This is a genomic window from Mobilisporobacter senegalensis, assembly GCF_003752155.1.
GTDB classification, from domain to species: Bacteria; Bacillota; Clostridia; order Lachnospirales; family Lachnospiraceae; genus Mobilisporobacter; species Mobilisporobacter senegalensis.
The window spans coordinates 271,380-292,635 of sequence record NZ_RJVG01000002.1 but is presented as its reverse complement, the minus strand read 5'-3'; the positions used below and the strand labels follow the sequence as shown (position 1 = coordinate 292,635).

Annotated in this window: 24 protein-coding genes and 1 tRNA gene; 3 read left to right on the top strand and 22 right to left on the bottom strand. The window is 34.4% G+C overall.

Annotated features, from left to right (window positions below):
• Positions 1-71 precede the first annotated feature (71 nt).
• From EDD66_RS04120 to EDD66_RS04105, 5 genes are all read right to left on the bottom strand, one after another.
• Positions 72-1,376 (bottom strand): four-carbon acid sugar kinase family protein, encoded by a 1,305-nt coding sequence (locus EDD66_RS04120; protein ID WP_123608294.1) that lies wholly within the window; start codon positions 1,374-1,376, stop codon positions 72-74.
• Between the two features lie 271 nt (positions 1,377-1,647).
• Positions 1,648-2,700 (bottom strand): PQQ-dependent sugar dehydrogenase, encoded by a 1,053-nt coding sequence (locus EDD66_RS04115; protein ID WP_123608293.1) that lies wholly within the window; start codon positions 2,698-2,700, stop codon positions 1,648-1,650.
• A 178-nt stretch (positions 2,701-2,878) separates the two neighbouring features.
• Complete coding sequence (locus tag EDD66_RS18650; RefSeq protein WP_243115292.1) at positions 2,879-3,244, bottom strand: GyrI-like domain-containing protein; 366 nt, start codon at positions 3,242-3,244, stop codon at positions 2,879-2,881.
• On the bottom strand, positions 3,241-3,750 hold the full coding sequence (locus EDD66_RS18645) for a helix-turn-helix transcriptional regulator (RefSeq protein WP_243115291.1): 510 nt from the start codon (positions 3,748-3,750) through the stop codon (positions 3,241-3,243). The genes EDD66_RS18650 and EDD66_RS18645 overlap by 4 nt, the downstream gene beginning before the upstream one ends.
• Before the next feature lie 31 nt (positions 3,751-3,781).
• Positions 3,782-4,777 carry an AraC family transcriptional regulator gene (locus EDD66_RS04105; RefSeq protein WP_123608292.1) on the bottom strand — a complete coding sequence of 332 codons (996 nt, stop codon included), beginning with the start codon at positions 4,775-4,777 and terminating at the stop codon, positions 3,782-3,784.
• 130 nt (positions 4,778-4,907) lie between these two features.
• Here EDD66_RS04105 and EDD66_RS04100 point away from each other — a divergent pair, with 130 nt between their 5' ends.
• On the top strand, positions 4,908-5,159 hold the full coding sequence (locus tag EDD66_RS04100) for an HPr family phosphocarrier protein (protein WP_123608291.1): 252 nt from the start codon (positions 4,908-4,910) through the stop codon (positions 5,157-5,159).
• Between the two features lies 1 nt (position 5,160).
• Here the strand turns inward: EDD66_RS04100 and EDD66_RS04095 are convergent, their stop codons facing one another.
• The 5 genes from EDD66_RS04095 to EDD66_RS04075 form a co-directional block, all read right to left on the bottom strand.
• Positions 5,161-5,949 carry a CPBP family intramembrane glutamic endopeptidase gene (locus EDD66_RS04095; RefSeq protein ID WP_170164248.1) on the bottom strand — a complete coding sequence of 263 codons (789 nt, stop codon included), beginning with the start codon at positions 5,947-5,949 and terminating at the stop codon, positions 5,161-5,163.
• Between the two features lie 52 nt (positions 5,950-6,001).
• Positions 6,002-6,487 (bottom strand): nucleotidyltransferase domain-containing protein, encoded by a 486-nt coding sequence (locus EDD66_RS04090; protein WP_408632100.1) that lies wholly within the window; start codon positions 6,485-6,487, stop codon positions 6,002-6,004.
• A gap of 319 nt (positions 6,488-6,806) precedes the next feature.
• A complete protein-coding gene (locus EDD66_RS04085; RefSeq protein WP_123608289.1) occupies positions 6,807-7,220 on the bottom strand; it encodes a VOC family protein in 414 nt (137 codons plus the stop codon).
• 44 nt (positions 7,221-7,264) lie between these two features.
• Positions 7,265-7,729, bottom strand: coding sequence for an SRPBCC family protein (locus EDD66_RS04080; protein ID WP_123608288.1), 465 nt, complete (start codon positions 7,727-7,729; stop codon positions 7,265-7,267).
• Positions 7,730-7,758: 29 nt separating this feature from the next.
• A complete protein-coding gene (locus EDD66_RS04075; protein ID WP_123608287.1) occupies positions 7,759-8,223 on the bottom strand; it encodes a hypothetical protein in 465 nt (154 codons plus the stop codon).
• Positions 8,224-8,411: 188 nt separating this feature from the next.
• Between EDD66_RS04075 and EDD66_RS04070 the strand changes: the two genes are divergently transcribed.
• Positions 8,412-8,624, top strand: coding sequence for a DUF6774 domain-containing protein (locus EDD66_RS04070; protein ID WP_123608286.1), 213 nt, complete (start codon positions 8,412-8,414; stop codon positions 8,622-8,624).
• Between the two features lie 152 nt (positions 8,625-8,776).
• Here EDD66_RS04070 and EDD66_RS04065 read toward each other — a convergent pair whose 3' ends face one another.
• The 6 genes from EDD66_RS04065 to EDD66_RS04040 all read right to left on the bottom strand — a co-directional run bounded on the left by EDD66_RS04065 (position 8,777) and on the right by EDD66_RS04040 (position 13,363).
• Positions 8,777-9,067, bottom strand: a complete 291-nt coding sequence (locus tag EDD66_RS04065; protein WP_123608285.1) for a P-loop NTPase family protein — start codon at positions 9,065-9,067, stop codon at positions 8,777-8,779.
• A 109-nt stretch (positions 9,068-9,176) separates the two neighbouring features.
• Positions 9,177-10,229 carry an acyltransferase family protein gene (locus tag EDD66_RS04060; RefSeq protein WP_170164247.1) on the bottom strand — a complete coding sequence of 351 codons (1,053 nt, stop codon included), beginning with the start codon at positions 10,227-10,229 and terminating at the stop codon, positions 9,177-9,179.
• 187 nt (positions 10,230-10,416) lie between these two features.
• The gene (locus EDD66_RS04055) at positions 10,417-11,262 is read right to left on the bottom strand and encodes a S1 family peptidase (RefSeq protein WP_170164246.1); all 846 of its coding nucleotides are present in this window, start codon (positions 11,260-11,262) and stop codon (positions 10,417-10,419) included.
• A gap of 163 nt (positions 11,263-11,425) precedes the next feature.
• Positions 11,426-11,513: transfer RNA gene (locus tag EDD66_RS04050), tRNA-Ser, on the bottom strand.
• A gap of 53 nt (positions 11,514-11,566) precedes the next feature.
• On the bottom strand, positions 11,567-12,541 hold the full coding sequence (gene holA, locus EDD66_RS04045; RefSeq protein ID WP_123608282.1) for a DNA polymerase III subunit delta: 975 nt from the start codon (positions 12,539-12,541) through the stop codon (positions 11,567-11,569).
• A 117-nt stretch (positions 12,542-12,658) separates the two neighbouring features.
• A complete protein-coding gene (locus EDD66_RS04040; protein ID WP_123608281.1) occupies positions 12,659-13,363 on the bottom strand; it encodes a VOC family protein in 705 nt (234 codons plus the stop codon).
• A 153-nt stretch (positions 13,364-13,516) separates the two neighbouring features.
• Between EDD66_RS04040 and EDD66_RS04035 the strand changes: the two genes are divergently transcribed.
• Entirely contained in the window at positions 13,517-14,218 is a 702-nt protein-coding gene (locus EDD66_RS04035) for a MerR family transcriptional regulator (RefSeq protein WP_123608280.1), read from the top strand.
• A gap of 128 nt (positions 14,219-14,346) precedes the next feature.
• Here the strand turns inward: EDD66_RS04035 and EDD66_RS04030 are convergent, their stop codons facing one another.
• The 6 genes from EDD66_RS04030 to EDD66_RS04005 all read right to left on the bottom strand — a co-directional run bounded on the left by EDD66_RS04030 (position 14,347) and on the right by EDD66_RS04005 (position 21,250).
• On the bottom strand, positions 14,347-14,958 hold the full coding sequence (locus tag EDD66_RS04030; RefSeq protein ID WP_123608279.1) for a GNAT family N-acetyltransferase: 612 nt from the start codon (positions 14,956-14,958) through the stop codon (positions 14,347-14,349).
• A gap of 3 nt (positions 14,959-14,961) precedes the next feature.
• Positions 14,962-15,567 (bottom strand): TetR/AcrR family transcriptional regulator, encoded by a 606-nt coding sequence (locus EDD66_RS04025; RefSeq protein WP_123608278.1) that lies wholly within the window; start codon positions 15,565-15,567, stop codon positions 14,962-14,964.
• Positions 15,568-15,666: 99 nt separating this feature from the next.
• Positions 15,667-18,078, bottom strand: a complete 2,412-nt coding sequence (locus EDD66_RS04020; protein ID WP_170164245.1) for a DNA internalization-related competence protein ComEC/Rec2 — start codon at positions 18,076-18,078, stop codon at positions 15,667-15,669.
• A 71-nt stretch (positions 18,079-18,149) separates the two neighbouring features.
• Positions 18,150-19,115: a GerMN domain-containing protein gene (locus EDD66_RS04015; RefSeq protein WP_170164244.1), complete on the bottom strand. Its 966-nt coding sequence runs from the start codon at positions 19,113-19,115 to the stop codon at positions 18,150-18,152.
• 28 nt (positions 19,116-19,143) lie between these two features.
• Positions 19,144-20,535 (bottom strand): sensor histidine kinase, encoded by a 1,392-nt coding sequence (locus EDD66_RS04010; protein WP_123608275.1) that lies wholly within the window; start codon positions 20,533-20,535, stop codon positions 19,144-19,146.
• Between the two features lie 25 nt (positions 20,536-20,560).
• Positions 20,561-21,250: a response regulator transcription factor gene (locus tag EDD66_RS04005; protein ID WP_123608274.1), complete on the bottom strand. Its 690-nt coding sequence runs from the start codon at positions 21,248-21,250 to the stop codon at positions 20,561-20,563.
• Between the last annotated feature and the right edge of the window lie 6 nt (positions 21,251-21,256).

Here is a 21,256-nt window from a genome sequence, read left to right as displayed (position 1 = left end):
ATCCTTTCTGTCTTCTTATGTGCTTTCAATCAATTTGTCTCTATTTTATTTAAAAACGTGGGGGCTGAACTTTAAATATATAATTTACTTTTTAAATAAGTAATACATTTGTTAATTGCATCATTATCTCCTACCATGCCTCCTTTCGTTATAATATGAATTCCATCAAATTCACCCTGGATAAATTGTCCATAAGCAGCTAAAGGTACTACTTCATCTAACAGCCGTAATCCGGCAGTATTAAATTCCTTGCAAACGGCAACCGTAATGTCTCCGCCACTGGTATATAACCCTTTAAAACTGTCATTCCCTTTTAAAATCCGATGAGTGATATGAGAAAATGCTGTATTGATCATGTTGCTTACATCATCTACACTACACTGATATTTCATCATATAATGTTGAAAATCAATACGGTTCTCTGGGAATAATCCATCTCCCGTAACGCTGCAAACATCATATTCTTTACAATTTTCTAAAACCGCTCTTACAACTCTGCCAATTTCTTCTTCTCTGGCTTCGTCACCTTCTAATAATTGTTTTGTATTTACAAAGATATTAAAATGTTTTTGAGATAACCAGAGCTGTTCCATCTGGCCTTTCGTAACTGGATTTACACTACCAACGACAGCCAGTATCTTAGGTTTTTCTTTTTTATTTGTTGGAACAATTAATTTTCTTGCCATTGTTGCAGTAAATACACCCGGATCCACAGTTACGAACGGCACTTTGCTTTCGATGATTGCATCTGCAATGAAATCCATATCTTCCTGAGATATACTATCAAAAATAATTGTACGAATTCCCTGAGCTATAAAATTCTTTATCTTTGAAGCAATAAATTCTTTCCCTTCCATATAATCTTGAAAATAGATAGAACCCACCGGATATCTGCTTTGCTCTTTATATAATTGTTCTGCTTTGGATGTTAAAACAGGTGTTTTAGGATCCAGGGCAACTTCCGTTTTATGAAGGGGTATGCCATTTACCAACATATATCCCCCAATTAAGACTCTGCTTGATGCCGGATAACAAGGAACGACCATAGCTATGTAATTATTCCCTAATGCATCTAGAATGGCATCTGTCTCGCTTCCAAGATTTCCACGAAGAGTACTGTCAATTCTTTTGGAATATACTAATACTTCTTCACCCTTTAACAGTCCTGCTACATTAAATACGCGATTATAAGCAATTTCCTTATCTACTGCCCTGCTGTCTGTTGGATACATAATGCAATCACAATCCGGTAGATTTTTTAGCTCTAATCTTTCCATATTCATAACAGTATAGGTATTATAATTTAGTTTTTTCAGCAAAACACCTGTGGCATTTGCTCCGGTTAAATCATCAGCAATAACAATACATTGTGGCATTGAAAACCTCCTCTCTCTTGTTGTGTGTTCATTTTTGTTTTATTTTTTGTTCGTTTATGATTGTATTTTACTCTCGATGTTCGTTTTTGTCAATATTAAATTAAAATAAACATGATATAACATTATTATTGGTTATTATGAACAAATTATTCCAAGAAAGTCCATGCTCTCCCTTTATAGATTCCAGGGAGAGCATGGACTTTCTTGGATATTCATAATGGTTTTTCACAGCTCCATCTTATAAACAATTACTGATTCTTATAGATTACAGTTAAAATCTTGGTTCCAGTCTTATAATTTTATCATCCGTCCTGTCCGGATTACCTCTGCCATCCATATTACTGGTTGTAATATAAATAGAACCATCCTTTGCTTCAATCACTTCACGCAAACGTCCAAACTGATTTGTAAAGATTGGTTCCACATTTTCTATTCTGGTCCCATCTTCATTCAAGGTCATCACCAGTAACTGTTCCCCTCGAAGATTTGCTACCAATAATTTTCCTTCCCATGGTCCCTGTGTCACAAATGCAATACCGGAAGGTGCCCAGGTAACTGGGCCACTGTGTATTAAAGGTCTTTGCAGGTCTAATTCCTCTAAATCTTCATCCCCTTGTACAAGTGGCCAGCCATAGTTTCCTCCTTCTATTATCATATTTATTTCATCATGAGCAGATGCTCCATGATCCGATGCATATAAAATATTATTTAAGTTCCAATCAATTCCTTCCGGATTCCGGTGTCCATAACTATATATAGGGGACCCTGGGAATGGATTATCTGCAGGAATGCTGCCGTCTAAACTAATCCTTAATATCTTTCCTGCTGTACTTGAGAGATCCTGGGATAAGCTGGAATCCCCTCCATCCCCTGTTGTTATATATAATTTCTCATCCGGACCTATCTTTATCCGTCCACCATCATGAACTCTTCCTCCCGGTATACGGTCAATAATAATCTCATCTATATAAGCACGATTATCTTCCTCCACTAATCGGATAACCCGGTTGTAAATACGGTTACCTTCCTCATAAGTATGCATCACATATATATAATGATTCTGGGTAAATTCAGGGTCCAGAACAATCCCCATCAGGCCGCCTTCCCCTACACTTACAAATGGAGCTTCCAATACAATAAGGGGCTCTGGAAGAATCCTTCCATGATCAATGATATAAATAGCTCCGGTTCGTTCTGTAACATATATCCGTCCTTCATCGCTGATTGCGATTGCCCATGGTATATTAAAATTTTGAGCAATAATTTCTACGTCATAAGGAATTTCATCTGAGGTAATCTGGCTAGTTCTAACATTATTTATCATACTGCCATTCCTCCCAAAAACAATTGTTAAAAATAGTATAATTCAATTTATAATATGAAACGGCTATATTAATGTGTTCTATCAGCTTCTTTTATTACAATTTATAATCGGCAATTTAAAAAGGTAACAACCTTTGTTTTTAACTATTTGTTAAAACAAGGGTGTTACCTCGATTCAGCTAATTTTCAACAGGTATCATGATCTCTACTCTACACTTATCATTTTTCTCATCCCACTCAATATATCTTTCTATTGTAGGCAAATCACTCTGTTGATATTCACTTTGTGGAAGGAACTCTCCATAGATCCGATTCCATGTACTTCCTAAGATACCTTCTGAGATAGCCCCTTTTGCCTCAAATATCAGCCAGGAAGCTTTTGGATATGTGTACTTATCCCATCCATTTATTCCATTACCGTCATGTTCAAATCCGCACATATAATCATTGCTGCCATCGTCACCAAAGCCAAAGCAAAGTCCCAGGGATATAAAGTCTTCACCCCCAATTTCCTTCATTTTTTCAATACTGCCGTCAGATTTCACGATAGCCCATGTGCCACCTCCATAAGGGGTCGTACGCCGCACCCCCACCACAGTAAAATCGACTTTTCCATCACCCTGTAATCCATTTCATCCACTCCTTTCATTGTCAAAGTAAAATGAAGGCGTGAGTAGAATTTCAGCTGTGTATCCGTCTTCCGCATTATATTTGGAGCAATACCATGCATACGTTTGAATGCAACACTAAAAGCATCCGCTGATTCATAACCATACTCCAGGGCAATATCCAATATCCGCCTATCCGTATTTTGTACCTCATATGCAGCTAATGTCAATTTCCTTCGACGAATGTATTCCGATAAAGGAATACCCGTAATCTGTACAAAAGCACACTGGAATACCGTATAAGGACTTGCCATTATTTTGCTGATTTCACTAGAAGATATTTCACCCCATAAATTATTTTCAACATAATCAATTACTGCATTCATTCTATCAACCCATTCCACTGCACAACCCCCTTTCACATCTATTATATCCTGCTGCATCCATATCTTCCCGTTAGTTTCCTAACAAATCCTAACGGGCCACATATGCTTTTCTAAGAATCAGCTCACGGTATTCATTGGGTGTCATATCATATTTGTCTTTAAAAATACGATGAAAATGACTGACACTTCGATAGCCGCATTCTTCAGCGATATTAGAAATATTAAACTCAGAGTTTTCTAACAGATTTACTGCTTTGTTTAAACGTGCTTCATTAATGATATCTTTGCAATTTCTTCCCGTATGTTTTTTTATATAAGTAGTGAGATATGAAGGATTGTAACCTATTTCCATGGCCATTTTTCCTAATGTACTGTGGATACAATTGGCACGAATATAGTTTATGATTTTCAATGTATGATCATCAATACCATAATAGCTGTATTCATTGATTTTTACCAGTTGGGAAAAAAGCAGGAGAAACAGTGCTTCCAGTGAAAATGATTGATGAAAATCCGAATCAGCATATTCCTGAATAATAGATGAGATAAGTGTCTGTATATTTAAATGATGGCCTAGTGAAAAAAACATATAGTTTCGTTGCTGTGGCAGTTTATTTCTCAAAAATAGAGAAATTGAATTATTATCTTCATAAAAATATTTTAAGGTTCTCTTAAATACCTCTTTTTTAAGACAAAAATTAATGAGCAATGTATAAGAACATGTGCTCTTGATTTCCTGAATAGCATGTGGATTCAGAATAGATAAATCCCCTTCTGACATATAGAATTCATTTCCATCAATAATATTCTTTATGCCGCCTTGGCACACATACGTTATTTCATAAAAACTGTGTGTATGGGACGGGAAATCAGAAGATACATCGTGAGCAAGGATATAGATATTTTCATTTGGAGGGAATTTATCAGATATCTGAGAGATATTATCAATCTTATAAGAATCCCAAGACGTCTTCTGACTATATTTGAGCAAAGTCTGTGACATAACTGTAGAAACTGAAAAAGGGCTCTTTACCCCATCAGCGGTTATAGTGATCAAAGATCCTAAACTTTTTTTATACTTCATAAATATCACTCCTAAGAAAATCACATATTTATCTAAACAAATGCACTTCTTAATTTTTTATAATCGCTTATAATTATACCATAACTCTAAATGGTTGCACATTGGATTGAAAGATATGGAAGGTGATTTTATGATATCCAGAAAATTTAATCAACGAAATGAATTATCCATGAAAATTCTAGTGAATTCCTATTCTAAAATAAACACATATATGAATATTGTGGCTCAGATTCCTAATGAAATATATATGGCTTCGGGAGAAAAGTGCGTGAATGGAAAATCGTTAATGAGTATATTCCGTCTGGATATTACAGAACCTGTGACCATATATAATATTCCAATAGATTTCATTGAACAATTGAAACCTTTAAAATGCCCGTAAATTAGATACTTAGAGATTTTCCTTTTGGAAAGGTCACTTTCTTATGAAACATCCAACCCTTATTCACTGCTACAACAACAACGCAGATTAGTCCAAATAAGATCATTTCTGTTAACAAAAGATTTATGTTGAATCTTCCCCAGACAAATACACGGTTTGCCAGATTAAAAAAGGCATGGAGTATAATTGCTGTCCATAAATTCCCATTTGTTTTATACAGGAAAAATGTAAAAATAATTGACAGCTCTACAGTGGTCATAATAAATATCAACCAAAAAATAATATCACCCGCATAGTTTAAATGCCAAAATCCCCACAAGCACCCTACAAGGATACTACTGAAGAAAGGGGTAAACCTTTTATTCAGTACCGGCAGTAAATATCCACGCCAGCCAAGTTCTTCACCGATGCTTCCCAACAGCATTGCCATGAAATTTAGAGAATAGAATATTGGAGTTCCGTTCCAGGCGAGATATGGATTGCTAAAAATTACCCCAAGTAAAAAGCTGCTAATGCCTATTAATGCAAAAGAAGTAATTGCCGCCCATACATAAAAAACAATATCTTGTATATGAAAAAATAATCCGGTTTGAATTTTTTTCAAGGCATTCTTATCTTTTACAATATAGATTAACAGAAAGGTTGCAAGCATTGGTCCGAATTGGGTGAAGGAAACAGAATAATCCCCTGCACTTTTCCAAACAAAATGCAAGCAGAGCAATCCTCCGGTAAATATCAGGTTGGCAAGATACCATATTGGAATATTATATTTTTGAATTTTTTGTCTCATAGCTCTCTCCATATGCAAATTATGATCTGTTCCCATAATATTCTTTCATTTCTCAAATAAGGCTATCAAGGTTTTTCATATCAATTTTATCAACTTCTCTAAGCTCATATCCACTATGAAATAATTTTTGAGCTTCCGCAGAAATACATGGAATAATTCTATCGTCAAACAATGCACTGGAAAACCATTCAGCCTTAAAGTCATACCAATCATTATTTAATCCAGCTTGTTTTGCACTTCCATCTTTACTTATTATTAAAGGATGTATATCTATATATCCCAATTCAGGATGGTACAGCTCAATACGTGCTGGACGCCAGTCGGTTGTAATCTCATAGCCTTTTTCTTTCAGTATCTCTAATAAAATCCCTGTAAATTCTCCATCAAAATCCACATCAATATCTCTGTGTTCCCTGTGCTGTTTCCCAAGTAGAATGTCTACACCCCAGCCTCCGTCGATCCAATATTTCATTTTTAAACCTTCAAGTAAATTTAAAACTTCCATCAGATTTTCTTTCGTCGTAATTTCTTTTTTGATAATAAACACTCCTTTTGACAAATCATTGTTTGTCTTTTTATTATAAAGTAAGTAAATTAACTAATCAAATATATTTCTTTATTATAACAAAGAAGAGACCGAAAGATATTTCATCAATATCTTTATATACCCAGAAAAACTTTCTCACCAAGATATATAGCTGAAAGCTTCCGGAATGGTATGGCGAGAGCAAAAGAAAAAGCAGCGAATGGAACTATCACGGACATATCTTTTTATAGCTCCACGCTGCTTTTCTCCTTCTCTATAATAAATGAGATGAGTATCTCTTGTGAATCCAAATAAAACGAACTGATATCAATTATTTATTTCCAAAAGTTAATTGCCATGAGACACCAAACTTATCATTTACCCACCCAAATCTTTCACTAAACGGATACTCCCCAAGGGGCATTAGGATTTTGCCGCCCTCTGAAAGCTTTTCAAACAGTTTATTAATCTCATCTTTAGTATCACATGTTACATATAAAGACATTGCAGGGGTAAATGTAAATTCATGCTTCACATTGCTGTCTATACACATATACTCCTGCCCATTCAATGAAAATATAGCATGCATTACCGTCCCCTCTTTACCGGATTGATTTGCTCCATAGTAGGTAACATTCATTATTTCAGAATTATCAAATAATGAAATATAAAAATTCATTGCCTCTTCCCCATTGTCATCTTGAAACATTAAGAATGTAGTAATTTTCTGTTTTGAATTATTCATTTGATTTTCTCCTTTACAGGTATTTTTAATGATTTACAGCCTATTTAACTATGAGAAAATTTAATCAGCCTATCCTCCATCTGAGCAAGAACCAGCGGCCATGCCTGTTCATGCCTGTCCCTCGATTCTTCATCTGGAAACCCCGCATGATTTAATCGTAATACTGTTCCACTCTCGACCTCTTCTAATTCCACAGTCACAACCGTTTCAGCACCTTTGGTTCCGTCAGCACCTGTTAGCCAGGTAAGCACAACCAGTTGGTCAGGTACAAGTCGAAGAAAACGGCCATAGTGGGGATGACGGCTCCCTTCAAAGGCTGTTTCAAAGTAAAAAACAGTGTTGACTTCTCCTTTCATCAGAACAGAACCCGGTTCTGCAAACCAGAGATCAAACTGTTTAGTCCAGGCACGATACAGTACATTGGGTGGAAATGAAATGATTCTCTCTACCGAAAGCCAAAATGGTCGTAATGATAAATCAGGCATACAAATTGGTATTGTTTGTTTCATAGGTCAATCTCCTTTCATTTGAATTTTTCTCATTTCGATTTCGTGGCACCACCCAATAGATTCAGCCATTTTTTCTGTCTATGTCTGTAAAATAAATAACTCCACCAATATACAAAAATCGTTTTCCATCCAGCATAGATTTCGACTTGATCGCTGTATTGTGTACTATTTACACCCAATTCTTTCAAACTGATCCGATGATTCCATGTTGGTACGCTATTGTTTTGCTCATTTGTGTATATTGATAAGCTATCTCTATTGAACTCCAGAACATTAATTGTATGGATTCCAAAAGGGAATATACCAAATAGTTTTAATTGGAACTGTGAACTTGCACCTTCCTGCCACAATATGTGCTCGTTATCAAGGGATTCAAACGTTACAAACGGCGCAGCTATATATTGAAGCGTATCCAAACGCTGTATTTTCTTCCAAATATCAGATACAGAGGCTGGAAAGATACTTGTAACACAAATAATTTTTGCTTTTCCCATATTTACCTCCTATTATATAATATTTCCATTTTAACTTATAAAATCACATTTCTGCAATCATTTTCTTTTCATAAAACATTAGGTATCTCTACTCCAAAATAGATATAATTCATTGCGTATAAAAAATCAAACTTTTGTATATTCACAAACAATAAAGCAATACATATATTATACTGGGAGGCGAAAAGATGAATGATTGCGAATTAATTTCATATATCACAGCGATTGCCTGCACTATCATTAAATGTATCCCCGATGATGATGATATTGCATTAATGGCTGCGGGCTTTACTCAACTTGGCGATACATTAGCTACCTATCTTACTCAAAAAAGTATTAAGGATAACAAAAAAACTCTTAATAGTGATAATAATAATATTTTTGATAAGGATACAGTATAAAAACCTGTATCTTTAACTTTGGAGCACGTTTACTTTAACTTAAAATTGTACTTGCTTCTCTTAACAGATAGTGCCTGCATTTTTTACAGATTCTCATCTCAGATGATTACATATGGAGTAAAGCCTCCTGGTCAATTAAGATTTGTCAGATTTCAATGAAATTCCTTTAAAACAAGCTGGCATAATACATCCACCGGCTGGTTTGCGTCCAGTTCCAGAGTTTTGCATTTTGCCTCTTTTAAAAGGCACCTATGACAGGCAAGCGAACAGATATCGTTCTGATACATCTTTAATCGCTCCTCAATCGGATAATTCTCGGTGAAATCAGCATCCTTCCATAAATATCTGTCAGTATCAATCCAATATATATCAGCCACTTCGCTAATATATTTGCAAAGTGTGCTTTTGCCGACACCCGAGGCTCCAATCACTCGTATTTTCATAGTTATCTCCCTTATTATCTAAGACATAAACCAATGGTATTTCAGAATTCTTTGTTATGCTCATAGTGGTAACTCAACTTCTTTTAAACGACATTCTAAATTAGAGCCTTTATTTAATTCCAAATATCCATCGCGTAATACCGATACTCTTGCAAATATTGTATGTGAGGAACGTTATGGGAACGCTGAACAGCAAAATCAAAGCGATCTGTAAGCCAACGTTTTGCGTGATGCGAAACACGAAGAAAGCGATAACAACGATCCATGATTGATGAAAAAGATAGACACCGAAAGACGATTTTGATAGATATCCGGTCAGCTTGGTCTGAAAATTTAGATGACGCCTTGCCATTCCTATAAAAGCAAGAATAGCGATCCATGCGTAAAATCCGGCGATTATGTCAAATAAATAGCTGTTTATTTCGTAAATGCCTGTCCCTGTCGCCAATATCAGGATAAAGCCTGCAATAAAAATTGCCATAAGAGGCAAACGGCATCGTTCCATTTTATCGAGCACGCTCTCCTGGGACAACACGAAATAGCCCAGCATGAAAAACGTGAAATACTCTCCGACACTTTTCCCACTGATGTCCAAAACAAGCTGCATCAGCAATGGGACAACAAACAGCGCCAACAGCAGCGGCAAAGAGACGTTTTGTATATCAAACCGTTTCCTGTGTTTTTGATGATACAACATGAAAGGTAGCGCCAGCAGCGAAATAACGAACAAATACAGAATAAACCAAAGGTGTCCCGGTGTAAAGCCCCCGGCATACCCAGTTAAATCGGTTACCTTCGCAAAATAATTCCAATAATTTGCTGATCCATAATGAAATATCTCTGCCAAGTAGGTTTGGACGGGGATAATCAGCAGCATTCCAAATAGCAGCGGGATGAGCAGTTTTAGGACGCGCTCTTTCAAATATGTGCCGCCTGAACGCTTCTGCAGTGCATAGGCTGAGCTCATACCCGCGATAGTGAACAAAACTGGCATCATCCAAGGCCATAGCGCATGAAGTATTCTGCTTAACCCATCTATTTCAGCCCCATGAATATAAAAACTCTCAAAATTATTATAAATCATAAATATATGATAGGGGAAAAGCAACAATACGACTGTCCAACGTAGATTGTCAATATATAATTTTCTTATTTTATCCACCACCTTGATTTGAATAATATATAAATAATCTCAGTCCCAATTTCTGCTTTAAGCATGTGTGTAATAATTTATCTTTATTTTAACACTTAGAGGAACAAAAAAACAGACAAATTTGATATCAAAATTTGTCTGTTTTCTTTGGAGTAATAGTGGAAAAAGATTTTTGTAGTTAATCCATCATAGACAGCTATTGCTTTTTACTTGAATACCATGTTGTTATGAAATCATTTATCTCATTTGCGGGCATTACCAAAGAATATCTGAAATTATCAAAGATATCACGGCCACCGCCTAAAACAATCCCCGCTATTTCTGATTGTTTATTTAATAAAACACTTCCACTACTACCGAAATTATCATAGGCGGATGTTTTGATTACTAATCGCTGATTCTCTCCGTTTGCATCGCCAAATTTGACTGGTTTTTTTGAAATAATCGTACCATAAGTGATTTCATTTCTCCCTTCATTCAATGGACTGCTAATAATCGCAACTTGATCTTTAAAAGCCGGGGTGTTTGAGGCAATATTTAATATTCCAAAAGAATCACTGCAACTAAATTTAAGGATAGCAAGATCATACTCCTCATCAGAATAAACCACTTCTGCTATAGGTAAAGTCTTATAATAGTCTCTTAACCCTATATGTTGTTCTTGCTGTGCAATGCGTTCATTATATGTTAAATCATCATAAGAGAGAACATATAAGTGTGTTGGATTGTTGTCTACGGCGTGCAGAGCCGTAAGGGCATAATATACTCCATCGGCCTCAGAAAAAACCACGCCACCAAATCCAGCGCCATAGCTAAATGATTCGTCGTTTCCTGATATTGTTGCAGTTTCACTAACAATATACAAAGTCGAGGATTTCACCTCATGATTAATTATTTCTTGGAAATCTATATTCTTTCTGGTACGACATACGTAATCATAAAAAAAAGAACTTCCTATAATGGAGACACATACAACAGCACTAATTACAATGCTTACAATGCTTATTGTTTTTTTGCTTTTCCTTGATAATCTTTTTTCCACAGCTACTTTCGATCTCTCCTTACATTGCATATTATCCTCATTATATAAATAATCAGCAGGTTGCCTTTCGCCAGGTATTAAGCGGTTTTGAGGCTATAATACCATGTTTTCTGAAATTAAGAAAGACATATCTTCCCCTTGGCGGAAAATATGTCTTTTTTGACGGAGACGGTGGGATTCGAACCCACGTGCCGGTTACCCGACAAAACGATTTCGAGTCGTTCTCGTTATGGCCACTTCGATACATCTCCATATTTATTCAACACTTATCCTGCGAAACTAAGCAGGATAAGTGAAGATATCATTATGAACTATATTTTACGATTAGAAGCTCCACACCCATAGTGTCAATTAACCGGCCTGTTTTTACCTGTTCTTCAATATCTGCACAGGAATTTAATGCTTCTTTTAAAATAATTGGAGAAAAATTCTTAGATTGAGTGATATATTTACTTACTGCAAATGGCGGCAGCCCGGTTCTTTGGCTAATAACTGTATTATTTACTCTGACTGTTTCTAATTCTTTTACCTGATATAACATATTAAAATGTCTTGTTATCAAAAATAGAATAGACATTGGTTTTTCCCTTAAAGAGAGTAAATCATAATATAAACTTAAAGCATTACTCTGCTTTTTACTTGCGATTGCATCAATCATTTGGAATATCTTATTGGATATTTGAGTTGTACAGATTTCATCAATGTCTTCTGACGTTATTACTTCCCTCTCCATAGTATAGCAAATTAATTTTTCAAGTTCCTGGCTAATATTCTCCATATCAGTTCCGGATTTATTTAAGAAATACATCAGTGTATTACCTGTAATTTTCTTATTATCCTTATCCAGAATAGATGTGATCCAAAGTTTGAGATTATTCTCATCTAAACCATTCATCTCAGAGATAACTCCAATATCTTTCACTGCTTTAAATAAACGATTTCTCTTATCAACCTCTGATTCAACAAACACGATATGGGTTCCTTCCGGAATCCTTTTTATATAATCTGCCAAATCATTTTGAGCTTTGAAAAGTCCGCTGTTTTCTATCATGATCAATCTTCTATCGCTAAAGAAAGGGAGAGTTTCTGCAATTTCTATTACTTTATTTATCTCAATACCCTTGCCTTCGAAATGAGAATAATTCATCTCATCACTTCCAAGAAGTATTCCTTCTTTTAACTTATTCTTATATAAGTTCTTTAAGTAACTTTCTTCACCATATAAAAGATATACAGGTTTATAGGTATTTAGTTTAATATGTTCTTTAATTGTTCTCATAAACACTCCCTAGGTAATACCTAATAAAACTATATTAAAAATACAAATCGTTTACCCATCTATTCTACTAGGAAATATTAAAATTATCAAGGTATCTTCGGAAATTTTATAACGGACTTATTCATCATTAATAATTTCATTATATTTTTCTAATATTTTCTCCCAATAAGAATTTTGTTTGTCACAAGTATGAAGTATCTCATTAAGCCTTCCACTAATTCTTTCATCAATTATTTTATTTTTTTGTAAGTTAATATCTAATGCAACTAACAATATTTTGGCTATATCTAATTCATCGGCCTTAATTGTGGTTATGTCTGTAGGAAAGAATTTCATTAACATATTAAAAGCTATATTACAATCTTCTTTTGAATAAGTTAAATCATACAATATTTTAAAGTTTTCAGCGTATTCTTCATTATCAATAGTTCTATAGAAATTTTCTTTGATAGGTGTCCCTATAAAGAATGTATTACCTCCTGCATCTGTTAAGGTAAATCTTCTATCACTTTGAAGATCTCTTGGTTTTGAAATTCTTGGGATTCCGTTTCGTGGTATTTTTCCAATGTTTTTCTTATAGTTAGTAATAAACTCCTCATATGTTCTATCTACATCTTCAACTCTCATAAAGCACATATTGGGATTTTCTGAAGGTTCTGTTTTTTTACTACCATAAAAATGTATTTCAAAGGTACCATACTGCAGCACAGCATATGGATTTGGAGAGGCAAATACTTCCATTGTAGTAAATCCTAAATTTTCAAAAAATATAACTTGCTCTTTAATCGATGGGCAGGGCAATATAGGTATTATTTTGTTCATAATCAATCCTCCGTTAATTTAAATATTATTTATTACAACCTTATTCTACAACATTTGTGCAAATGATAAAGTTACTATTTATTTCATTAGAATATTACGTTATAATAGATTAGCAACCTTATCATATACTTCAATCTGCCTGGATGTGTTAAAATGCATAAACCTATTGATATTGCCAAAAAATTAAATATTAGTACCAGTACCCTAAGACATTACGAAGCATGGGGTATTATTCCGCCTGTACCTCGCTCTATGAATGGATACAGAGAATACACCGAAGAACATATTGGGTATTTTGAATGCATTAGAGCAATGTTACCTGGATTTGGTATGGATTTGGTAAAAGAAATCATGATAAATATTCAGTTAAAAAATATAATGTCTGCCATTTTAATTATGAATAAAGCACAAAGTAATCTGTACCAAGAGAGACTGATTACAGAACAAACGATTGAATTATTAGAAACGAATGCACTTAGTGCTACAAAATTAATGGGTAACAAAAAGTGGTTGACAATCGGTGAGGTATCATCTATAGCTAAAGTCCCCACAACAGCTATACGTCACTGGGAAAGAATAAGGCTAATTTCTCCTTGCAGAGACACAAATAATGGATATAGGAAATTTAATGTATCTCATTTAAGGCAAATTCTTTTTATTCGATCACTAAAGAAAACTATATATCTACTCGATGGAATTCGGGGTTTGATAAAGGAATTAGAAAATAATAATATAGAAATTGTTCGAAAAGCAGCCAGAGATTCTTTGGATTACTTTGACCAGGTAAGTAAGGATCAGATTCATGGAGTACACTCATTTTATATTTTATGCAACAAATTAATGCTATTAGAATGATATATCTGCAATGTAACAATCACTATTCTGGATATAAAAAGAAATAGCACCTGGTAATAAACCAGGTACTACAACTTTTTCTGTTACTCATTTCTACAAAATATTATCGTTTTAATCTATTTATATTTTTATTTTATATATTTTAAAGCTATGAAATTATTTATCCCAATTTTCTTGACCCTCTTTTGCGGAACAGGTATCCGTTTATATTCCTTAAAGCCCAACTTTTTATATAGATTCATAGCTGATATATTAGAGTCAGCAACCTCTTCAATTAAATACTCTCGATAGGGTGTATTACTGATGATATAGTTAATAATCTGTGTTGCCACACGCTTACCTCTGAATTCAACAGCCGTTCCAACAAACTCGATAGATCCTGTTTCTGGAGGAGGATTTTTAAAAGTTCTTTCAAATTCTTTTTTTAAAGCAATTGCTGCAATGCTGCCCTTGAAAAAGCCTAAGTACTTTCTCAGTTCTTTTTTATTCAGCCTGACTGACAGTGTTCTACAGTCTGTACAAGCAACCATTCCGGCTATTTTATTGTCAGTAACTGCTACATAAAATTGATCCAAAACAAACATATGGGCAAATGCTTTAGCTATTATATTTTTATCCTTTGAAAAAAACACAAGCCATTGAGTAAATCCCTCAGCAAATATTTCAGACATTTGCAGCCTAACATCTAAATCCAATTTATCTGCTCGAATTACAGCAAACTTATAATCTTCATATATCATAAATTATTCTCCTTCCTTAAATAAAAAAGCAGTTATAACAGATGGAGATGGCATAATAAAACTATCTTTTAATGTGACCTTCATCATTGCTAATCCTTGTAATGCTGAATAGAAAAACTCCGCTAATTCATAGGGATTTCCTGGACGAAGTTCACCGAGTTCCTGTCCTCTTTCAATTAGCTTTGCAGTAGCTTGAAGCATCTTGACATCTACCTCTATAATTTCATTTTGTTTAAGATTAGCTGCCCCCGACAAAAATGATTGGGTCATAAGAATTAATAGATTAGCTAATTCTTCACCATTTATCATGTCGTTATAAACTTCCCAAACAAATTGATTAATTAATTCCTTAGGCGAATTATTCTGATTGAATAAATCAGTAATATTTTTAATACCTATAAGTGAATATTCAACTAAATCACTAAATAATTCTTCTTTAGTCCTGTATTGACGATATAAAAGTCCAATGCTAATTCCGGCTAAATCAGCAATCTCCTGAACATTTGTAGAACCAAATCCCTTTTGAACAAACAACTTCATCGCCGCTGATTGAATTTTATCTCTGGTGACTCTGCGCATTTCTTCAAATTGTTCTTTTGTTCGTGGCATAAATCTCCTCCTTTTTTGAGTGAGTATATACTCATTGTAAAATTAATGAATACTTTTGTCAAGTCAATTCTTCTAAAGATCGGTGATGGGAACAGCACCTCATTGATCCAGAAAGCTTTTTATTATGAACTTTTCACCATCCGTCCACAGGGTGATTGCCCCCTTCTCATAAGTTCCCATGATCCGACTTCCTGCCTCTTCAAGCCTCTTTAGCAGCTCCGGGTGTGGATGCCCGTATCGGTTATTCCTGCCACACGATATAATTGATATTTCCGGCAATGCAGATTTAAGAAATTCTACATGGCTGGAATATTTGGAACCATGATGTGCAACCTTTAGCAGATCATAATCTAATAATAGTTTCTCACCTTTCGGATTCTTTTCCTCCAGAATCATTTTTTCTCCATCTTTTTCAATATCCCCTACAAATAATGCTTTAAAATCTTTATATTCCAGGCTCAACACTGTAGAATATCCATTTCTGGATGTGGTTTTATAATCAGGGGTTGGATGGAGGCAGGTCATAGATAGATCGCCATCTTGAATGATATCCCCCTTCTCTATGTAAAGTACTTTTGTCTTATTACTCTTGGCTAAAGAAACCAATTCTTCATAGGCTTCATCTTTAAAGGAAGTATCAGGTAATACTAAGTATTTCACTTTTATTTCATTCCTTCCACCTAACAGCTCCTTTAATCCACTGATATGATCAGAATCTGCATGAGTCACAAGAGCATAATCTATTGTACTGATTCCACTGGCCTTAAGAAATGGTTCCAGGCGATACTCTCCAACCTTTGATACGTCACTGCTTCCTCCATCAATAAGATAGGTCGTTCCACTATCCGAGTGGATAAAGATACCATCCCCCTGAGATACATCTAGAAAGGTTATGGTAAGGCCTTTTTCATTTTTATGGATAAATATTATAAAAAGTAAAATCAGAATAAGAAAACAACGTTTTTTCTCATATCTCTTCATTACAAAAACAAAGGTGATCAGGATACCATAATATATTATGATCTGAATGAAAGCCGGCTTTCCCACTATAAGCATGTGCCCTGGCATACTCTGAAAAAACTCGCACATAGTTTGATATGCTTCAAGAATATAATGGGCTCCTCCTATAAAGAAAGTCCCAAGATGGTGGTGAAAGCAGCCAGCCATTCCTCCAATTATCATAAGATATGTTAAAACAGACATAGGTGGAATAATTAATAAATTAACAATCAGGCTGTAAACCGGCAGCTCATAGAAAAAGTATATTAAAATTGGAAGGGTTATAAGATTAATACTAATACAGAGAAAGATGCTATTTGTAACACCTTTTAGAAATTTCAAAAAATGCTTATTATCAATATTACTATTATCATTTACTTTATATTTCCTAAGTACATCTTCAAATATATTATCTGTAAATTTTGTGAATAAAGGTGTGATAATTCCTATCCCCAGAACAGCTCCAAATGATAATAGAAAGCCTGCATCATAAATCTCCATAGGATTTTGTATCAGAATAAGAAGTGCACTTAATGATATTGCAGAAAGAAGATCATAAGTACGCCCGATTACATTGGCAAAAAGACTTACGATAAGCATGACCACTGCTCTATTGGTGGATACACTAAAATTAGTTAAGACTCCATAACAGTAGATGGTAAATGTAGAAATCAGAGTAGACGCTAATTGGTTTAATCCAATTTGATTTAGAATTTTATAGAATGTCAATCCGATTAATGATACATGAAATCCGGAAATGGCTAAGATATGAGTGATTCCATTTTGTTGATATAATTCTTTAATTTCTTCCTCCAGTAAAGACTTTTCTCCAAGAAGCATTGCAGATACAATTCCTGCATTCTTATCATTAAGAATACTGGAATAAACCCTTACCAGTTTTAACTTCAACTCATATAACCTCTGCTTTAACCAGTTATACTTTGGATCTATGATCAGGGTATGTTTTTCATATACTTTATAGTCTATTCCACCAATATTATAATAAGAGGCTTCATCAAATTGACCATAGTTGGTAGCTGGCTTAAATTTATGGATTTCACCATCTACGCTGATTTTATTACCTATCTTTAATTGTTTTTCATTCTTTGAATATAGGATTAATTGATCGCTTAGAAAAAGCGTTGAATGTTTAGAAATTTTAATTTGATTATTCTTTAGATAAATGACTGTGTTCTCACCTTTATCCACAATCATAGAAACAGTGCCAGTGATATTTCCCATAATTTTATCAGCAAATAGTTCATCCATGGGATTCTTAACCTGCTGCCTGCTCATTAGTACGAATCCAAAGTAGAGAAAGAGTGGCAGTAAAATTAAAAATTGATCCAGAGAATTTACATATCTGTTGGATAACTTTAAAATATATAATATTAATATGATCAATATTAATACAGTACTTATCACTCCAAATACAACTGGCGCCTTAAATTTCGTGAGCATGCTTCCCAGAATAAAACTAAGAAGTATAACTACAAAGGGCCTTTTTATCAAATACATTCCCCCTTATTTATTTTTAGACCAGGCAATTGCAAAACTCTAAAATAGTTTTGCAATTGCCTGTATTATTCTTTTACAATATCTAAATTACGTTCAAAAAATTCATTAAAAGTCATAGTCTCTCGATATGTCTTATGTTCTTCTCCCTCAATTAAGAATTTGACCTTATTTACGGAAGGCATCTCTACTAAAGAATTTACAACAGAATAAATGGCTACTTGATCCGTAATCTCCGGTATCTTCTCAAGAAATTCCTTACTTAGATCAACATAACATACTCCATCTTTCGTTGATACTTTAATTAAAGAAACAGAGGATGGAATGGTTGGATACAAAGTCCCTTCTTTGGTGCCTTTAATCACACTTGGTCCTTTAATAAGCTGCTCAATAATTAATTGCTCCATAGAAATGGTTCCATCATAGATCTTAGTTACTCTTGTTTCAACCAGGGCATTCCCCTTTTTATTTGCAAAAAATAATGTCATAGTAACTTCCTGGGTATAATCTGTTTCACCACCGGTGTTCTCAATAAAATCATCTCTTTTCATGAATCCAATTGGTTTCTCATTGGTATTCATAAGTGGCTGCCCATTAACATTAAACTCAATATATTCAATGCCATCAATCTGACCTAAAGTTTTAACAATTGCTGCCCGGCATAAAATCTCTGAAATTCCTGTAAGACTTTTATAATTCACATCAAAATTCAGTGATAACTGTCCGTCATCTGTTAGTTTATAATCTTTAATAGTCACATTATCCGGTTTTGCTTTTTTATAAGATAAATTCTTGGGATTTAAATCCAATTGCAGTAAGAACTCTTCCAGTAATTCTGTAGTATCGTTTCCCTCTGGTTCATATGGCTCACCTACTACCCTTGCTTCTTCACTGTCCAGGTAGTATACCTTATATTCTGATTCATCACTTTTTTGTTCTTCCTTTTTACATCCTGTAAATGAAGAACAGAACAATAGAATCATACCAATATAAAGAAAAATTCTTAATTTTGATTCGGTGAATCGTTTCTTCATAGTTCTTCCTTTCATGCTTATTGATCTTCTATGCAATGTAGTTAAGGGGTACCCTCACTGTAAATGTTGTTCCTTCATTTTCTTTACTATAAACTTTAATTGCTCCTCTGTGCATAAGGATGGCATTTCTTGTGATAGAAAGACCAAGGCCTGTCCCACCCGTTTCTCTGGACCTGGCTTTATCCACTCTGTAAAAACGTTCGAAGATAGCATTTTGTGCATCCTCCGGAATACCAACACCAGAATCTGATACTTTTACATAAAAGAACTTGTGGTCAGCATTTAAAGAAACTCTTACCCAGCCTTCATCAAAATTATATTTAATTGCATTCTCAATCAGATTTGATAATGCTAATGATATCTTCACTTCATCCACTTCTGCAATGACCGGCCTGAAACTTTCAAATACTAATTCAATATTTCTCTTGGCAGCGATTGGACGTAAACGTTTCATGATCTGCTCTAACAGCTCATTAATATTAATGGTTGAAATATGCATCTCACCGGATTTCTTATCTAACTTAACTAATGATAATAAATCATTGATAATTTTATTCTCACGATCGATTTCTTCTGCAATATCCACCAGGAACTCTTGATAAAGTTCTGCCGGAACTCCTTCTTGCTGTAACAGAGAATCTGCAAGCACTTTCATGGAAGTAATGGGAGTTTTTAATTCGTGAGATACATTAGATACAAATTCCTGTCTGGAATCTTCTAATTGTTTCATTCTTGAGATCATCTGATTAAAGGATTCTGAAATACTTTCCATCTCAGAGAATCCTTTAATGGAAACATCTTCATCCATATAGCCTTCTGATAAACGGTCAATAGAACTTGTAACCCGCTTAAAAGGTTGTGTCAGCTTGCTGGAATAAAAGAAAGCAAAAAGAAAAACTATGGTAGATATAGTAATAATTATAATTGTTGCCTTTTGTTCCAACATATCAGATATGGTATCCATATTCTTTGTGGAAAAGCTCATAATAATTACTCCTACAGTCTTCCCAGAGTCAGGATGATTAACTGGTATTGTCATTTCTACATACTGTTTGCCCTTATCTGTATATTGGCTTTTATTTCCCTCAAAACTTTTTATTGCTTCTTTTGAAATTAATGTTTTGCCCTCTTCTAATGCATAAGAATCTTTTATGATTTTAAGATTATTATCCACTACAAGGATTCTTCCTTCATAAATATTAGCAACCTGTGCAATTTCAGAATTCACCTCAGATATTGTATTATCTGTCATGTATCCTGTAGTCACTAAAAGATTTGATATAATATTACCATGATTTTGAAGGCTACTAATTCTTTGATTAATAGCCTCATCATAATAGGTATGAATCAAAACCCATGCAAATATCGTCATAGGTATTACACCTAAGAGAATTAACACTGCAAAGAGCTGAGCCTTCATACTTCTTAAGTATTTATTTTTGATTTTAATTCTGGAAAAAATATCCTACACCCCATTTTGTATGTATATATTTTGGTTCACTTGGATTAGTTTCTATTTTTTCACGAAGTCTACGAATATGAACATCCACCGTACGAACATCACCTGGATAGTCATATCCCCAAACAGTATTTAATAAACTATCACGACTATATACTTTATTTGGATTAAACATAAGTAATTCTAATAGATCAAATTCTTTTGCTGTCAGATTCACTTCTTTATTCTCAATGTAGACTCTTCTGCTTTCGCAATCCACTCTTAAATCGCCAAATTCAACTATTTTTGAAGCTTCTTCTCCAACTTGTCTTTTGCCGTTTCTACGTATAATTGCTTTGATTCTGGCTTTTACTTCCAAGATGTTGAATGGTTTTGTAATATAGTCGTCTGCACCATACTCTAATCCCAATATCTTATCCATGTCATCACCTTTTGCTGTTAACATGATAATCGGCATACTTGAGAATTCTCTTATTTGCTGGCATACTTCAAAACCTGTAAGTTTTGGAAGCATGACATCTAAAAGTACCACATCATACTCTCTCTGTCTGGCCGCCTCTAAAGCTTCCTCTCCATCATAGGCACAGTCAACTTCCATACCGTCCTGTTCCAGACTAAAACGTATTCCCTTAACAATTAATTTCTCGTCATCTACTACCAGTACTCTCTTGCTCAATTCTTC

What these genes read in the sequence shown, in the direction of transcription:
- EDD66_RS04070 (WP_123608286.1), top strand. Translation starts at nt 8,412, where the DNA reads ATGAATGATTGCGAATTAATTTCATATATCACAGCGATTGCCTGCACT.
- EDD66_RS04095 (WP_170164248.1), bottom strand. Translation starts at nt 5,949, where the DNA reads ATGAGACAAAAAATTCAAAAATATAATATTCCAATATGGTATCTTGCC.
- EDD66_RS04105 (WP_123608292.1), bottom strand. Translation starts at nt 4,777, where the DNA reads ATGAAGTATAAAAAAAGTTTAGGATCTTTGATCACTATAACCGCTGAT.
- EDD66_RS04085 (WP_123608289.1), bottom strand. Translation starts at nt 7,220, where the DNA reads ATGAATAATTCAAAACAGAAAATTACTACATTCTTAATGTTTCAAGAT.
- EDD66_RS04015 (WP_170164244.1), bottom strand. Translation starts at nt 19,115, where the DNA reads ATGAAGAAACGATTCACCGAATCAAAATTAAGAATTTTTCTTTATATT.
- EDD66_RS04080 (WP_123608288.1), bottom strand. Translation starts at nt 7,729, where the DNA reads ATGAAACAAACAATACCAATTTGTATGCCTGATTTATCATTACGACCA.
- EDD66_RS04120 (WP_123608294.1), bottom strand. Translation starts at nt 1,376, where the DNA reads ATGCCACAATGTATTGTTATTGCTGATGATTTAACCGGAGCAAATGCC.
- EDD66_RS04030 (WP_123608279.1), bottom strand. Translation starts at nt 14,958, where the DNA reads ATGATATATGAAGATTATAAGTTTGCTGTAATTCGAGCAGATAAATTG.
- EDD66_RS04115 (WP_123608293.1), bottom strand. Translation starts at nt 2,700, where the DNA reads ATGATAAATAATGTTAGAACTAGCCAGATTACCTCAGATGAAATTCCT.
- EDD66_RS04035 (WP_123608280.1), top strand. Translation starts at nt 13,517, where the DNA reads ATGCATAAACCTATTGATATTGCCAAAAAATTAAATATTAGTACCAGT.
- EDD66_RS04010 (WP_123608275.1), bottom strand. Translation starts at nt 20,535, where the DNA reads ATGAAGGCTCAGCTCTTTGCAGTGTTAATTCTCTTAGGTGTAATACCT.
- EDD66_RS04075 (WP_123608287.1), bottom strand. Translation starts at nt 8,223, where the DNA reads ATGGGAAAAGCAAAAATTATTTGTGTTACAAGTATCTTTCCAGCCTCT.
- EDD66_RS04025 (WP_123608278.1), bottom strand. Translation starts at nt 15,567, where the DNA reads ATGCCACGAACAAAAGAACAATTTGAAGAAATGCGCAGAGTCACCAGA.
- EDD66_RS04040 (WP_123608281.1), bottom strand. Translation starts at nt 13,363, where the DNA reads ATGAACAAAATAATACCTATATTGCCCTGCCCATCGATTAAAGAGCAA.
- EDD66_RS04065 (WP_123608285.1), bottom strand. Translation starts at nt 9,067, where the DNA reads ATGAAAATACGAGTGATTGGAGCCTCGGGTGTCGGCAAAAGCACACTT.
- holA (WP_123608282.1), bottom strand. Translation starts at nt 12,541, where the DNA reads ATGAGAACAATTAAAGAACATATTAAACTAAATACCTATAAACCTGTA.
- EDD66_RS18645 (WP_243115291.1), bottom strand. Translation starts at nt 3,750, where the DNA reads ATGCAGCAGGATATAATAGATGTGAAAGGGGGTTGTGCAGTGGAATGG.
- EDD66_RS04100 (WP_123608291.1), top strand. Translation starts at nt 4,908, where the DNA reads ATGATATCCAGAAAATTTAATCAACGAAATGAATTATCCATGAAAATT.